Genomic DNA, 15,582 nt, shown 5'->3' on the forward strand with positions numbered 1-15,582 from the left:
AACCGACCATGAGTGTTGCCGTTCGAGTCATTCCCTGTCTTGATGTGGCCGCGGGCCGGGTGGTAAAGGGAGTGAACTTCCTGAACCTGCGCGACGCGGGCGACCCCATCGAGCTCGCGCGCCGCTACTACGAGCAGGGTGCAGACGAGATCACCTTCCTCGACGTCACGGCGACCGTCGACAACCGCGACACCATGTACGACGTCGTGCGCGCAACGGCCGAACAGGTCTTCATCCCGTTGACCGTCGGCGGGGGAGTGCGCACCTCCGAAGACGTCGCGCGCCTGCTCGCCAGCGGCGCAGACAAGATCGGCGTCAATAGCGCTGCGATCGCCCGCCCGGCCGTGATCGGGGAGATCGCAGACCGCTTCGGCGCGCAGGTGATCGTGCTGAGCCTCGATGTAAAGCGCAGCTCCACCACCGAGTCCGGGTTCGTCGTCACCACCCACGGCGGCCGCACGGAGACCACCCTCGACGCGCTCGACTGGGCGCGCGAGGCGATCGAGCGCGGAGCCGGCGAGCTGCTGGTCAACTCGATCGACGCCGACGGCACCAAGGCGGGATTCGATCTCGAGCTCATTTCCGCCATGCGGGAGTTGAGCGCCGTTCCCGTGATCGCCAGCGGCGGGGCGGGAGCGCTTGAGCACTTCGCGCCAGCCATCGCCGCGGGCGCCGACGCAGTGCTGGCGGCATCGGTGTTTCACAATGGCGAACTGACAGTGGGCCAAGTGAAGGCCGCACTTGCGGCCTCAGGAGCGGAGATCCGATGACCGACGAGACCAGCGAACTCACCCCAGAAACCGTGGGAGCCGTCATCGACCGCGTAAAGTTCGACGACCACGGACTTCTGCCCGCCGTCATCCAGCAGGAGGGATCGAACGAGGTCCTCATGCTCGGCTACATGAACGCCGAGGCCCTGCGTCGCACCCTCACTGAGGGCCGGGTCACTTTCTGGTCGCGCAGCAGGCAGGAGTACTGGCGCAAGGGCGACACGAGCGGCCACCGCCAGTACGTGCGCGGTGCCGCCCTCGACTGCGACGCCGACACCCTGTTGCTCACGGTGCAGCAGATCGGCGCGGCCTGCCACACCGGCGCACACGCCTGCTTCGACGTCGACCCCCTCTCCCCGCACATTGGACTAAGCGATGAGTAGCACGACCACCCACGCCGACTTCGAGGAGCGCCTGGGCGCCGGCCACCGCGTTGTGCCGGTGATCCGCGAACTCTTCGCCGACGGCGAGACGCCCGTGGGCATCTACCGCAAACTCGCGGACGGATCACCGGGAAGCTTCCTGCTGGAGTCCGCGGAACAGGGCGGCATTTGGTCGCGCTATTCATTCGTTGGCGTGCGTTCGTTCGGTGTACTCACGCAGACCGGGAACGACACGGTCTGGCTCGACTACGGGTTGAGCGCTGAGCGCGCCCTCGGGGCCGTCCCCGCGGCAACCCCCCTTGAAACGCTCCGGCAGCTGTACGAGCGATGGAGCACCCCCCGCACCGATGGCCACCCTCCGCTGACCGGGGGATTGGTCGGATTCATCGGGTGGGAGGCGATCCGCCAGATCGAGCACCTGCCGAACGTTCCCCCTGCCGACTTCAGCGTGCCAGGCCAGGCATTGAGCTTCGTTGCCGAGCTGGTTGTTCTCGACCACCGCACCGGCTCCGTCCTGCTCATTGCCGCGGCTTTGAACGACGGTGCGGATGATCCGGCCACACTGTGGGCAGACGCACAATCGCGCCTCGACGCGATGCAGCGCTCGCTCGCTCGCCCGAGTGAAGCCTGGTTGGCCGAGGTCGACCTCTCGGTCGCCCCGACACCGATTCCCCGGACGGAACCCGCGGAGTACGCCGAGGCCATCGAGCGGTCCAAGCAGTTCATTCGCGACGGCGACGTCTTCCAGGTCGTGATCTCTCAGCGTTTCGACCACGAAATCACGGCGCACCCACTCGACGTCTACCGTGTGTTGCGCACACTCAACCCGTCGCCCTACATGTACCTGCTGACTCTCCTTGACCCCGAGGGCGAGCCCTACACGATTGTCGGGTCGTCGCCCGAGGCGCTCGTCAAGGTACAGAACCGGCGCGTCACCATGCACCCCATCGCGGGTTCGCGCCCCCGCGGGGACACCGCCGAGGTCGACCTGTTGCTCGGCGACGAACTGCTGGCCGACGAGAAGGAGCAGGCCGAGCACCTGATGCTCGTCGATCTCGCTCGCAACGACCTCCTCAAGGTGTGCACCCCCGGCACGGTCGAGGTCACCGAATTTATGCAGGTTGAGCGCTTCAGCCACATCATGCACCTGGTGTCCACGGTCGAGGGAAACCTGCTCGACCGATCCAGCGCGATCGATGTGTTTCGGGCCACCTTCCCCGCGGGCACGCTCAGCGGTGCTCCCAAGCCCCGCGCGCTGGAAATCATCGACGAACTCGAGCCAGCGCAGCGCGGTGTCTATGGCGGCGTGGTCGGCTACTTCGACTTCGCGGGCGACGCAGACCTCGCAATTGCAATCCGCACCGCCACCATCGTGGGCGGACTCGCCCGGGTGCAGGCCGGCGCTGGTCTTGTCGCCGACTCCGATCCCGCCGCTGAGCATCTCGAGGCGCAGAACAAGGCCGCCGCGCCGCTTCGTGCCGTCGCCGTTGCCAACGCGATGCGTCGGGTGCATTGATGCCGCCCCGCAGGCTCCGCCTGCTGACGATCCTCGCCATACCGCTGTTTTCCGCGCTCACGATGTTGTCCATCACCCAGACGTGGTGGACAGTAGAGGTCGCTGACCGTTCCCTGGAAATTGCCGGCACGGTTGCCTCCCCGGCGCTGTCGGCCCTTGCTCTTGCCGGGTTCGCGCTGACGGCGGCGCTGGCCATTTCCGGTCCGGTCTTTCGGATCGTGATGGGAGTGTTGCAGAGCGCGATCGGAGCCACCGTCGTTCTCGCCGCGTACAACTCAATGAGTGACCCCATCGCGACATCCGCCACCATCATCACCGAGGCGACGGGGGTTGCGGGCACCGAGTCCGTCGCCGCGCTGGTCGACGAGGTGGTGCTCACCGGGTGGCCCTGGGTTGCCGTGATGTCCGGCGTGCTGTCCCTGCTGGTTGGTTTGTTCCTGCTGTTCACCGCCCGCCGCTGGCCGGTTGCGTCGCGCAAGTATCAGGCCGCCCGCCTCGAAGAGCCCGGTGCGCCCCGTGATTCGGTCGGGGACTGGGACGCTCTGAGCGACGGATCTGACCCCACCGAGCGCTAGGCGCGCGGTGACCGACGCTGTCGGGGATCACACCGTCCGGTAGAGTTGGCTCCGCCCCATCCGCCTCGTACTAAGGAGAATCGTGTCAGCTGAGTCACATGACGCCGAGGGAAACTCGCCCGCCGCCTGGACGGCTGTGATCATCATGCTCGTCGCGTTCGCCATCGGCACGATTGCGTTCTGGTTCGACATTCCGTGGGTCGTTTTCGCCTCCGTCGGGCTGCTCGCGGTCGGCCCCATCGTGGGCCTGTTCCTGGCTCGCGCGGGGTACGGCGTGAATAGTCCCCGGCGCGATACCGCAGACTCATAACGTGCTTTCCGATCTCGTAGCCGGGGCCCTGCAAGACGCTTCGGATCGCCGTGGAGCGCGTAGCCTCGCAGACGTCGAAGCTGCTGCCCTGGCGCGTCCCGCAGCGCTCGACGCTCTCGGTGCCCTGTCACCGTCCGAGCGGGTGAAGATCATCGCGGAGGTCAAGCGCGCCAGCCCGTCGCGCGGCGCTCTTGCCGAGATCCCTGACCCCGCGGCACTCGCCTGCTCCTATGAAACCGGCGGCGCCAGTGCGATCAGCGTCCTGACCGAGCGTCGGCGTTTCGGCGGGTCCCTTGCCGACCTCGAGGCGGTGCGTGACGCGGTGTCGGTTCCCGTGCTGCGCAAAGACTTCATCGCCGATCCGTACCAGGTGTTCGAGGCCCGCGCCGCCGGTGCCGACCTCGTGCTGCTGATCGTCGCTGCGCTTGAGCAGCCGGTCATGCAGGAGCTCTTCGACCTCGTCGGCGAACTCGGCATGACCGCACTCGTCGAAACGCACAGCGGCGACGAGGTTTCCCGGGCGCTCGATCTTGGGGCGACCCTGGTCGGCGTGAATGCACGCAACCTGAGCACCTTCGAGCTGGACCAGAACCTGTTCGGCCGCCTGGCCGACTCGATCCCGTCCGGCGTCACCCGCGTCGCGGAATCGGCTGTGAAATCAGCCGCAGACGTTGCGCACTACCGGGCCGCCGGAGCGGACGTAGTGCTCGTCGGCGAAGCCCTCGTAATCCACGGCGACCCGGTCGCCACCCTGAACGAATTCCTGAGGTCCTGATGCCCCTGCGCGATGAAGTCGGCCCCTACTTTGGCGAGTACGGCGGACGTTTTGTTCCCGAGTCGCTGATCGCGGCCCTTGATGAGTTGGATGCTGCGTATCAGGCAGCCCGAGTCGATCCAGTCTTCCAGGCTGAACTGGCGCAGCTGCACGCCACGTACACCGGACGCCCGTCGATCATCACCGAGGTGCCGCGCTTCGCGGAGCACGCCGGTGGTGCCCGAATCATCCTGAAGCGCGAGGACCTCAACCACACGGGGTCGCACAAAATCAACAACGTGCTGGGACAGGCGCTGGTGGCGAAGCGCCTCGGCAAGACCCGTCTCATTGCCGAAACCGGCGCCGGTCAACACGGGGTAGCGACCGCGACCGCCGCAGCGCTCTTCGGCATGGAATGCGTTGTTTACATGGGCGAGGTCGACACCGAGCGCCAGGCCCTAAACGTCGCTCGGATGCGCCTTCTGGGGGCAACCGTGATCCCGGTCATCTCAGGCTCACGCACGTTGAAAGACGCGATCAATGAAGCGCTGCGCGACTGGGTGGCCAATGTCGACACCACGCACTACCTTCTGGGTACCGTCGCCGGTCCCGCTCCGTTCCCCGTGATGGTGCGCGACTTCCACAAGATCATCGGCGACGAAGCCCGCGAGCAGGTGCTCGCCCTGACGGGCAAGCTGCCAGACGCGGTAACCGCTTGCGTGGGCGGCGGCAGCAATGCCATGGGCATTTTTCACGCCTTTCTCGATGATGCGGATGTCGCGCTCTACGGTTACGAGGCCGCTGGTGAGGGCCACCTCACAAAGCGCCACGCCGCGACCCTCACCCGAGGACGGCCCGGAGTACTGCACGGCACGCGCAGCTACCTCCTGCAGGACGAAGACGGCCAGACCGTCGAGTCCCACTCGATTTCGGCCGGTCTCGACTACCCGGGCATTGGCCCGGAACACGCCTGGCTCCACGACATCGGTCGCGCCACCTACCTGCCCATCACCGACGACGAGGCGATGCAGGCGATGCGCCTGCTGAGCCTGACCGAGGGCATCATTCCGGCCATCGAATCAGCGCACGCCCTGGCCGGAACGATCAAGCTCGGCAAGGAACTCGGTCCGGACGCCGTCATCCTGGTCAACCTCAGTGGTCGCGGTGACAAAGACATGGAAACCGCCGGAAAGTACTTCGACATCCTCGACACCGAGGCGCTCGAAGCAGAAATCAGCGAGCCCGCCCCCGACGGTGCCCGCGGGGACAACGCATGAGTCGAGTCGAAGAAGTCATCGCAGCCCGCAAGGCCGCCGGATCCGGCGCCCTGGTCGGGTACCTTCCCGCCGGATTTCCTGACCTGCAGACCAGCATCGAAGCTGCGGTGGCGCTGGCCGAGAACGGCGTCGACGTCATCGAGTTCGGGCTGCCCTACTCCGATCCGGTTATGGACGGCGTCGTGATCCAGGCGGCGACCCAGAAGGCGCTGTCCAATGGGTTCCGGCTGAAGCACGGCATCGAGGCGGTTGCCGCAATCACCAGCCGCGTCGACGTCCCGGTTCTCGTTATGACCTACTGGAACCCCGTCGTGCAATTTGGCGTGGATCGCTTCGCCGACGAACTGCTCGCTGCTGGGGGCGCCGGCATGATCACGCCCGACCTCGTCCCGGACGAGGCCAGAGACTGGCTTGCCGCTTCGGACCGCACCGGACTCGACCGCGTGTTTCTCGCCGCCCCCTCGTCGAGCGCTCCCCGCCTGCACCAGGCCGTGGAGAAGAGCCGCGGATTCGTCTACGCCGTCTCCACCATGGGCATTACGGGAGCTCGTGCCGACGTCGACACTGCCGCGCGGTCACTCGTCGGCAGACTTCGCACCGCCGGCGCCACGAGTACCTGTGTGGGTATCGGAATCTCGACGCCGGAACAGGTGCGAGAAGTGTTCGAATATGCCGACGGAGCGATCGTGGGTTCCCTGCTCGTCAAGGCTCTCGCTGACGGCGGAGTAGACGCGGTCGCGAAAGCCGCCGCCCACCTCGCCACAGCCAAGTAGTCTTACCTCGTTCCGACCCGAAAGGTGACCAGTCAATTGTTCGCCCCGCTCAGCATTCCCAGCCCCGACCCGTCGTGGCAGTCGTTCTCGATTCCGGTGGGGGACTTTTCCCTGACGATCCACGCCTACGCGCTGTGCATCCTGTCTGGCATCATCGCCGCTATCTGGTTGACCTCAGTTCGACTGACCAAGCGCGGAGGTGAGCCCGGCATCGTGCTCGACGTCGCGCTCTGGGCGGTGCTGTTCGGCGTAGCCGGTGGACGTTTCTTCCACGTGATCACTCACCCGGATGACTACTTCGGCGAGGGTAAAGACCTCCTCAAGGTGTTCTACATCTGGGAGGGCGGTCTCGCGATCTTCGGAGCGCTGCTCTTTGGCGCCCTGGGTGTATACATCGGATGCAGGTTCGCGGGTGTTCGCTTCGTGAGTTTTGCAGACGCGCTCATTCCCGGCCTCCTCCTCGCTCAGGCGCTCGGGCGGCTCGGCAACTACTTCAACCACGAACTGTTCGGACAGCCGACCGACCTGCCGTGGGGCCTGGAGATCGAGTTCGACAACCCCGCGTACCCGCTCGGGTTGCCGGAAGGCATCCTGTTTCACCCGACCTTCCTGTACGAGATCCTCTGGAACCTGCTCGGAGTGGTTGTGCTGCTGCTGATTGAGCGCAGGCTCAACCTCCGCTGGGGCAAGATGCTCGGTCTCTACCTCATCTGGTACGGCGTCGGACGCAGCTGGTTCGAGTCGATCCGCGTCGACCCGAGCGAGGCCTTCTTCGGAATCCGCGTGAACGTCTGGGCTGCACTGGCTGCCGTTGTGCTCGGTCTCGTCATCCTCGTGGTGCAGAGTCGACGCCACCCAGGTCTGGAGCCGAGCGTGTACGTGCCCGGCAGGGAATGGTCTGCGGCACCAACTGGGGTAGACTCCGAAGACACCTATTCGGATTCGGACGACACCGGCAATGACGCCAGTCAGCCGCTCGAAAAGCCCGCCACAAGCGGGGCGGGTAGCTCACGCTGAGGAGCCACGGTTCCACAGAGACCGCACCTCACGGGCTCGAAACAAAGCCCGAGAACCCCCGCACCGGAGTAGCTTCGCCGGGCGGTTATCCAAGTCGATGGGCCAGTGACGTCCCCCCGCGTTTATTACGTTTATCGTGAGGACGGTACCTCATGGCTCTCTCGCCACCATTCTCAAACTTCAGTGCGATCCCTGCTGCTACGGGTCTTTACGACCCGAGCAGGGAACGTGATGCCTGTGGCCTTGCCATGGTCGCGACCCTCCGGGGCACGGCCGGGCACGACATCATCGACCTCGCGCTGAACGCACTGCGCAATCTCGAGCACCGTGGAGCCATCGGCTCAGACGCTGGCACCGGAGACGGCGCGGGGATCATCACGCAGATCCCGGATGAGTTTCTTCGCGCCGTGGCAGGCTTCGACCTGCCACCGGTCGGTCGCTACGCCGTGGGCATGGCCTTCCTGCCCACGGACACCGAGGAGCGCGAAACCCTCCAGGCCGCGATCGGCGCGATCGCTGAGGACGAGCAGCTGCGCGTTCTCGGGTGGCGCGCCGTGCCGACCAACCCGGACGAACTCGGAAACCTCGCCCGAGGCGCGATGCCCGTGTTCGAGCAATTGTTCGTCGAATCGGTGCTGCAGGACGAAACCGGGGCCACGAACGCGGAGCTCGCCCTGGATCGTCAGACCTTCCGTTTGCGCAAACGCGCGGAGCGTGAACTCGGGGCGTACTTCCCTTCGCTGTCGAGCCGCACCCTGGTGTACAAGGGCATGGTCACCACGCTCCAGCTTGAGCCGTTCTACCCCGACCTGAGCGACGAGCGTTTCGCCTCCAAGCTCGCCCTCGTTCACTCGCGGTACTCCACCAACACGTTCCCGTCCTGGCCGCTCGCGCAGCCCTTCCGGATGATCGCGCACAACGGCGAGATCAACACGGTTCAGGGCAACCGCAACTGGATGCGCGCGCGCCAGTCGCAGCTCGAATCTGAGCTCATCGGCGACATCCGCCCCATCCTTCCCATCGTCACCCCCGGGGCTAGCGACTCGGCTTCCTTCGACGAGGTGGTGGAGCTGCTTACCCTCACCGGCCGCAGCCTCCCGCACTCGATCATGATGATGGTCCCGGAGGCCTGGGAGAACCAGGTCGACATCGACCCCGTCCGCCGTGATTTCTACGAGTATCACTCCATGCTGATGGAGCCGTGGGACGGTCCGGCCGCACTGGTCTTCACCGACGGCTCGCTCGTCGGTGCAACCCTCGACCGCAACGGCCTGCGCCCCGGGCGCTACCTCGTGACCGATGACGGCCTGATCGTACTGGCGAGCGAGATCGGTGTGCTCGACATCGACCCAAGCCGCGTCGTTCGCAAGGGGCGGCTGCGCCCGGGCAAGATGTTCCTCGTCGATACCGTGGCGGGAGGCCTGATTGAAGACGACGAGATCAAAGCGGAACTCGCCGGATCGAAGCCGTGGGGGGAGTGGCTCGACGAGGGTCGCATCAACCTGGCGAACCTGCCCGACCGCGAACACATCGTGCACACTCCCGCGTCGGTCAGTCGACGCCAGCGCACGTTTGGCTACACCGAAGAAGAACTGCGCATCCTGCTGCTACCGATGGCCGCAGCCGGCGCGGAGCCCCTCGGTGCCATGGGGTCAGACACGCCGATCGCGGTACTGTCGCAGCGCCCCCGTCTGCTCTTCGACTACTTCGCCCAGCAGTTCGCGCAGGTGACCAACCCGCCGCTCGACTCGATCCGCGAAGAAGTGGTCACCTCGATGAGCCTGGGCCTCGGCCCGGAGCTGAACCTGCTCGACGCCACCCCCGCGCATGCCCGTCAGGTCATCCTCGATTTTCCCGTCATCGACAACGATGAGCTCGCGAAGATCCAGCACATCGACCCCACCCCGGGCAGCCACGTCACGACCACCATTCGTGGTCTTTACCGGGTGGACAAGGGTCAGAAGGCGATGGAGAAGCGCCTCGCAGCAATGTGCCGCGAGGCAGATGAAGCGATCGCAAACGGCGCATCCTTCCTGGTGCTGTCCGATCGCGACTCGAACCGGGACTTTGCCCCCGTTCCATCGCTCCTGATGCTTGCCACGGTGCACCACCACCTCATCCGCCAGCAGAACCGCATGAAGGTCGGTCTGATCGTCGAGGCCGGCGACGTGCGCGAGGTGCACCATGTGGCTTTGCTCCTCGGCTACGGAGCCTCGGCCGTCAACCCGTACCTTGCGATGGAGTCCGCAGAGGAACTCGTTCGCAACGGCATGCTGCAGGGCATCACCGCAGAGAAGGCAGTCAAGAACCTGATCAAGGCCCTCGGCAAGGGCGTCCTCAAGATCATGTCGAAGATGGGCATCTCGGTCGTCGGATCCTACGCCGGTGCCCAGGCGTTCGAGGCCGTGGGCCTCGGGCAGGACTTCGTCGACCAGTACTTCACCGGAACCTCCAGCCTGCTCGGAGGCGTCGGCATCGAGGTGATCGCCGCGGAGAGCGCGGCGCGTCACTCCGACGCCTACCCGGAAGACGGTGCCGTCGTCGCGCATGAGCGCTTGAACACCGGCGGGGAATACCAGTGGCGCCGCGACGGGCCGCCCCACCTGTTCAACCCGGACACGGTGTTCCGGCTGCAGCACTCCACGCGCGAGCGCCGCTACGACATCTTCCGCGAGTACACCAAGCTCGTAGACGACCAGGCGGAGAACCTGATGACCATGCGTGGGCTCTTCAAGCTCAAGCACGGGGTACGGCCCGCCGTACCGATCGACGAGGTCGAGCCGGTGTCGTCTATCGTGAAACGCTTCTCCACGGGAGCGATGAGCTACGGGTCGATTTCCCAGGAAGCCCACGAGACCCTCGCGATCGCGATGAACCAGCTCGGCGGTAAGTCCAATACGGGCGAGGGTGGAGAAGACGTCGAACGTCTGCTCGACCCCGTGCGCCGCAGCGCCATCAAGCAGGTCGCCTCCGGGCGTTTCGGGGTGACCAGCCTCTACCTGACAAACGCGACGGACATCCAGCTGAAGATGGCGCAGGGAGCAAAGCCCGGCGAGGGTGGGCAGCTTCCCGCGTCGAAGGTGTACCCGTGGATTGCCCGCACCCGCAACGGCACGGCGGGGGTTGGACTGATCTCCCCGCCGCCGCACCACGACATCTACTCGATCGAAGATCTCAAGCAACTCATCTTCGATGTCAAGCGTGCGAACCCGAAGGCTCGGGTGCACGTCAAGCTGGTCAGCCAGGCCGGCATCGGTGCCGTCGCGGCGGGAGTCACGAAGGCCCTCGCCGACGTGGTGCTCGTCTCCGGTCATGACGGTGGAACGGGCGCGAGTCCGCTGAACTCCCTCAAGCACGCCGGTACCCCCTGGGAAATCGGTCTCGCCGAGACCCAGCAGACGCTGATGCTCAACGGCATGCGCGACCGGGTGGTGGTTCAGGTCGACGGACAGATGAAGACCGGCCGCGACGTGGTCATTGCGGCGCTGCTCGGCGGCGAAGAGTTCGGCTTCGCGACAGCGCCCCTGGTCGTGTCCGGGTGCATTCTCATGCGGGTGTGTCACCTGGACACCTGCCCCGTCGGTGTTGCCACGCAGAACCCGGCGCTCCGGGAGCGTTTCACCGGCAAGCCCGAGTACATCGTCAACTTCTTCGAGTTCCTGGCGCAGGAGGTACGCGAGTACCTCGCCGAGCTCGGATTCCGGAGCATCGACGAGGCCGTGGGGCACCATGAGCTGCTCGACGTCAACGGCGCGATCGACCACTGGAAGGCGTCGGGTCTCGACCTCGCGCCGATCCTGGTTGGCCCGAAGTTCGCAGACGACGAACCGCGCAGCAACAAGCGCGGCCAGGAGCACGAGCTCGAGAAGCACTTCGACAATGAACTCATCAAGCTGAGCCGCAACGTGCTCGACAACGGTGGTTTAATCACTATCGAACGTGCCATCCGCAACACGGAGCGCGCCGTCGGAACGATGCTCGGCCACGAAGTGACCCTGCGTCACGGCGAACACGGGCTGCCGACGGGATCGATCGACGTCACCCTGCGCGGGTCCGCCGGACAATCGCTCGGTGCCTTTATGCCGAGCGGTATCACGCTCCGCCTCGAGGGCGACAGCAACGACTACGTGGGCAAGGGGCTGTGCGGTGGCGAGATCATCGTCCGCCCCGACCGCGCAAGCGTGTTCCCGGCGGAGGAGAACGTGATCGCCGGAAACGTCATCGGCTACGGTGCAACCAAGGGCGTGATGTTCATCCGCGGGATCGTCGGTGAGCGTTTCCTGGTGCGCAACTCTGGCGCCACGGCGGTCGTCGAGGGCGCGGGGGACCACGCCCTGGAGTACATGACCGGTGGACTCGCCGTAATCCTCGGAAGCACGGGTCGCAACCTCGGCGCCGGCATGTCGGGCGGAACCGCCTACGTGCACAAGCTCCGCTCCGAGAACGTCAACCGGGACGCGCTCGCATCGGGCGAGCTTCGCCTTGAGGAACTCGGCAGCGCAGACGTCGAGATACTCCGCGACCTGCTGCAACGTCACTTCGACGAGACGGGCTCCGCGGTGGCCGAGCGGATGCTTGCGAACATCGACGACACCGTGACGGAGTTCGTCAAGGTCGTTCCGCGCGATTACGCGGCGGTCATGCTTACGCGGCAGACCGCGATCGACGAGGGCCTTGATCCCGATGGCGACGTGGTGTGGAACCGCATCATGGAGGTCACTGGTGGCTGAGACATCCCGCACCCTTATGCACGTATTCCCGCCCGAACTGATAACAACGACGATTGACACGGAGGTGACCGGTGGCTGATCCCAAGGGGTTCCTGAAGGTACCCGAGCGCGAACTTCCGCCTCGCCGGCCCGTAGCGCTGCGCCTGATGGACTGGAAAGAGGTCTACGAGCAGGGTGATGCCGCGACCATCCGCCGGCAGGCCGGGCGCTGCATGGACTGCGGAATTCCGTTCTGTCACCAGGGATGCCCCCTCGGCAACCTGATCCCGGAGTGGAACGACCTCACCTGGCGCGACGAGGGACGTGCCGCGATCGAGCGGCTCCACGCGACAAACAACTTCCCGGAATTCACCGGCCGACTCTGCCCGGCACCCTGCGAGTCGTCCTGTGTACTCGGGATCAACCAGCCGCCCGTCACCATCAAGCAGGTCGAGGTTTCGATCATCGACCAGGCGTTCGCGCACGGCTGGGTGCAGCCGCATCCGCCTGAGCGACTCACCGGCAAGACGGTCGCAGTGGTGGGCAGTGGCCCCGCCGGCCTCGCCGCGGCCCAGCAGCTCACGCGAGCGGGTCACACCGTTGCCGTGTACGAACGCGATGACCGCATCGGCGGACTGCTGCGCTACGGCATCCCGGACTTCAAGATGGAAAAGAAGCACATCGAGGCCCGCCTGGCACAGATGACCGCTGAGGGCACTCGGTTCCGTGCCGGCGTCAACATCGGCGTCGACATCAGCTGGGACGACCTGAAGGCCCGCTACGACGCCGTCATCGTGGCCACCGGGGCGACCGTTCCCCGGGACCTACCGATCCCAGGACGCGACCTGCTCGGAGTTCACTTCGCCATGGACTACCTGGTGCAGCAGAACCGTATCGGCGCCGGCGACCACGTCGCCAACCAGATCCGTGCGGAAGGCAAGCACGTTGTGGTTCTCGGCGGTGGAGACACCGGAGCCGACTGCATCGGAACTGCGCACCGCCAGCACGCCCTGTCGGTCACCAACCTGGCCATCGGCAAGCAGCCGCCCGCTGAGCGCCAGTCGCACCAGCCATGGCCGACCCAGCCCACGCTGTTCGAGGTCTCGAGCGCACACGAGGAGGGCGGGGAGCGGATGTTCCTCGCGTCCACGATTGAGTTCCTGTCCAACGACGCCGGCGAGGTGCGCGCGATTCGTGTCGCCGAGACGGAGTACCTCGACGGCCGCCGCGTGCCAAAGGCGGGAACCGAGCGAGAAATTCCCGCCGATTTGGTCCTTTTGGCCCTAGGGTTCACCGGCCCTGAGGCGGAAAATTTGGAAGGACAGCTTCGGCTGCCGATTGACCAGAAGGGCAATGTCAACCGCGACGGCGACTACCAGACCACCGAGTCCGGTGTCTTTGTTGCGGGCGATGCCGGCCGCGGCCAATCCCTGATCGTGTGGGCAATAGCGGAAGGCCGCGCAGCAGCATCCGCAGTTGATCGGTATCTTGAGGGGGAGACACATTTGCCCTTCCCCGTAAAGCCGACCGATCACGCCATCGCAATCTAGGGCTGTCACCCCCACGACCACCACTGCACCGTCACTGCTCCATCACGGCACCACCACCACAAGAAGGAAACCATGAGACGCGCCAAAATAGTCGCGACGCTCGGCCCAGCCACGTCGAGCTACGAAAACCTCAGAGCGATCATCGATGCAGGTGTCGATGTAGCACGGATGAACCTCAGCCATGGATCGTACGACGTCCACGAAGAGGTCTACAAGAACGTTCGTCAGGCAGCGGATGACTCGGGGCGTGCTGTTGCCGTCCTCGTCGACCTTCAGGGACCCAAGATCCGACTCGGCAAGTTCGAGGGCGGGCCGTACAACCTGGCCGTCGGCGACATCTTCAAGATCACCACAGAAGACATCCTCGGAAACAAGGACATCTGCGGCACCACGTTCAAGGGTCTGCCCCAGGACGTCGCACCGGGTGACTTCCTCCTCATCGACGATGGCAAGGTCAAGGTCGAGGTGGTGGAAGCAGACGACACCGTCGTCACCACACGCGTCATCGTTGCCGGGCCGGTGTCGAACAACAAGGGCATCAACCTTCCCGGAGTTGCGGTCAACGTGCCCGCACTGTCCGAGAAGGACGAAGCAGACCTGCGATGGGGCCTTCGTCTCGGCGCCGACCTGATCGCGCTTTCCTTTGTTCGGGACGCAGCCGATATCGACCGCGTACACGAGATCATGGCTGAAGAGGGCCGCAAGGTCCCCGTCATCGCGAAGATCGAAAAGCCCCAGGCCGTCGACAACCTTGAGGCCATCATCAACGCGTTTGACGCGATTATGGTCGCCCGCGGCGACCTCGGTGTGGAGCTCCCGCTCGAGGCGGTGCCGATCGTGCAGAAGCGTGCCGTCGAGCTGGCGCGTCGCATGGCGAAGCCCGTCATCGTCGCAACCCAGATGCTCGAATCCATGATCAACAGCCCCGTGCCGACCCGCGCGGAGACCTCGGACGTCGCCAACGCGGTGCTCGACGGTGCTGACGCCGTGATGCTGAGTGGCGAGACGAGCGTGGGCCTCTACCCCGTCATCACCGTTCAGACGATGGCACGCATTGTGATCTCGACAGAAGAGCACGGGCTGGAGCGTATTCCGGAACTCGGGACCAAGCCGCGCACCCAGGGCGGCGCGATCACCCTCGCCGCGGCCGAGGTCGCTTCGTTCGTCGACGCCAAGTATGTCTGCGTCTTCACCGAATCCGGTGACGCTGCCCGTCGTATGTCCCGTCTCCGCTTCAAGATCCCGATGAAGGCGTTCACGCCGGATGCTGCGATCCGTCGCCGCATGGCACTCATCTGGGGCATCGAGTCGTTTGTGGTCGACCGGGTCAAGCACACCGACCAGATGTTCCACCAGGTTGACGATGTTCTGCTGCGCGAGGGCCTCGCAGAGATCGGCGACAAGGTCGTGGTCATTTCCGGTTCCCCTCCCGGGGTCAGCGGATCGACCAACGATCTGCGGGTTCACCGCGTGGGCGACGCTCACGACGCACCGCAGCCGGAGCGTAAAGACTAGTCAAAACGCTTCGCGGGGGCGTGGATCGGGCCTACGGGCCCGCTTCACGCCCCCTTTTCTGTGCCCGGCGACGGGAAAACGCCCGCCAACGAGGGCGACAAAGCTTCCTCATTCGCGGAGACTTTGGGGTACAAACTGCTCCCGGGTGGATCGGGATGGACGATTAGAGTCGCGGGGCGCCCGCCGCGGGGCGCGCTTGCGTGTCAGGTTGCGGCGCTGCCGTGGTGGGCGGGCCGAGCGTGAATTTGATGCACTGGCCCGCGCCGCACACGGCGCAGTCCGTACCTTTTCGGTAGTGTTCGTGCGCTTCGTGAGCGTGTCCGCAGACGCACAGCTCCGTGCCCGGCGTCGTGGCATCGTGCGTCATAACTCAGTACCTCCGGGCACCTGACGAAAAAAATTTTCTTCACAGCATTCTACTTTGCGCGCATCT

12 protein-coding genes are annotated in these 15,582 nt (G+C 65.3%); all 12 read left to right on the plus strand.

Going from position 1 to position 15,582, the window contains the following annotated elements:
* Nucleotides 1–8 precede the first annotated feature (8 nt).
* Nucleotides 9–770: an imidazole glycerol phosphate synthase subunit HisF gene (gene hisF, locus B0I08_RS02605; RefSeq protein ID WP_106209996.1), complete on the plus strand. Its 762-nt coding sequence runs from the start codon at nucleotides 9–11 to the stop codon at nucleotides 768–770.
* Nucleotides 767–1,153 carry a phosphoribosyl-AMP cyclohydrolase gene (hisI, locus tag B0I08_RS02610; RefSeq protein ID WP_106209499.1) on the plus strand — a complete coding sequence of 129 codons (387 nt, stop codon included), beginning with the start codon at nucleotides 767–769 and terminating at the stop codon, nucleotides 1,151–1,153. The genes hisF and hisI overlap by 4 nt, the downstream gene beginning before the upstream one ends.
* Entirely contained in the window at nucleotides 1,146–2,669 is a 1,524-nt protein-coding gene (locus B0I08_RS02615) for an anthranilate synthase component I (RefSeq protein WP_106209501.1), read from the plus strand. The genes hisI and B0I08_RS02615 overlap by 8 nt, the downstream gene beginning before the upstream one ends.
* Nucleotides 2,669–3,244: a Trp biosynthesis-associated membrane protein gene (locus tag B0I08_RS02620; RefSeq protein ID WP_106209503.1), complete on the plus strand. Its 576-nt coding sequence runs from the start codon at nucleotides 2,669–2,671 to the stop codon at nucleotides 3,242–3,244. The genes B0I08_RS02615 and B0I08_RS02620 overlap by 1 nt, the downstream gene beginning before the upstream one ends.
* Before the next feature lie 82 nt (nucleotides 3,245–3,326).
* On the plus strand, nucleotides 3,327–3,554 hold the full coding sequence (locus B0I08_RS02625; RefSeq protein ID WP_106209505.1) for a DUF6704 family protein: 228 nt from the start codon (nucleotides 3,327–3,329) through the stop codon (nucleotides 3,552–3,554).
* Nucleotide 3,555: 1 nt separating this feature from the next.
* Nucleotides 3,556–4,329, plus strand: coding sequence for an indole-3-glycerol phosphate synthase TrpC (trpC, locus tag B0I08_RS02630; protein WP_106209507.1), 774 nt, complete (start codon nucleotides 3,556–3,558; stop codon nucleotides 4,327–4,329).
* Nucleotides 4,329–5,585 (plus strand): tryptophan synthase subunit beta, encoded by a 1,257-nt coding sequence (gene trpB, locus B0I08_RS02635; RefSeq protein WP_106209509.1) that lies wholly within the window; start codon nucleotides 4,329–4,331, stop codon nucleotides 5,583–5,585. Before trpC ends, trpB begins: the two co-directional genes overlap by 1 nt.
* Nucleotides 5,582–6,358: a tryptophan synthase subunit alpha gene (gene trpA / locus B0I08_RS02640; protein ID WP_106209511.1), complete on the plus strand. Its 777-nt coding sequence runs from the start codon at nucleotides 5,582–5,584 to the stop codon at nucleotides 6,356–6,358. Before trpB ends, trpA begins: the two co-directional genes overlap by 4 nt.
* Before the next feature lie 24 nt (nucleotides 6,359–6,382).
* Nucleotides 6,383–7,375 carry a prolipoprotein diacylglyceryl transferase gene (gene lgt, locus B0I08_RS02645; RefSeq protein ID WP_425432977.1) on the plus strand — a complete coding sequence of 331 codons (993 nt, stop codon included), beginning with the start codon at nucleotides 6,383–6,385 and terminating at the stop codon, nucleotides 7,373–7,375.
* A gap of 152 nt (nucleotides 7,376–7,527) precedes the next feature.
* Nucleotides 7,528–12,105, plus strand: a complete 4,578-nt coding sequence (gene gltB / locus B0I08_RS02650) for a glutamate synthase large subunit (protein WP_106209515.1) — start codon at nucleotides 7,528–7,530, stop codon at nucleotides 12,103–12,105.
* Between the two features lie 71 nt (nucleotides 12,106–12,176).
* A complete protein-coding gene (locus B0I08_RS02655; protein WP_106209517.1) occupies nucleotides 12,177–13,634 on the plus strand; it encodes a glutamate synthase subunit beta in 1,458 nt (485 codons plus the stop codon).
* A gap of 72 nt (nucleotides 13,635–13,706) precedes the next feature.
* The gene (gene pyk, locus B0I08_RS02660) at nucleotides 13,707–15,149 is read left to right on the plus strand and encodes a pyruvate kinase (RefSeq protein ID WP_106209519.1); all 1,443 of its coding nucleotides are present in this window, start codon (nucleotides 13,707–13,709) and stop codon (nucleotides 15,147–15,149) included.
* Nucleotides 15,150–15,582: the final 433 nt, after the last annotated feature.

Origin of the sequence: Glaciihabitans tibetensis, assembly GCF_003003265.1 — a bacterium.
Taxonomy (GTDB): Bacteria; Actinomycetota; Actinomycetes; order Actinomycetales; family Microbacteriaceae; genus Glaciihabitans; species Glaciihabitans tibetensis.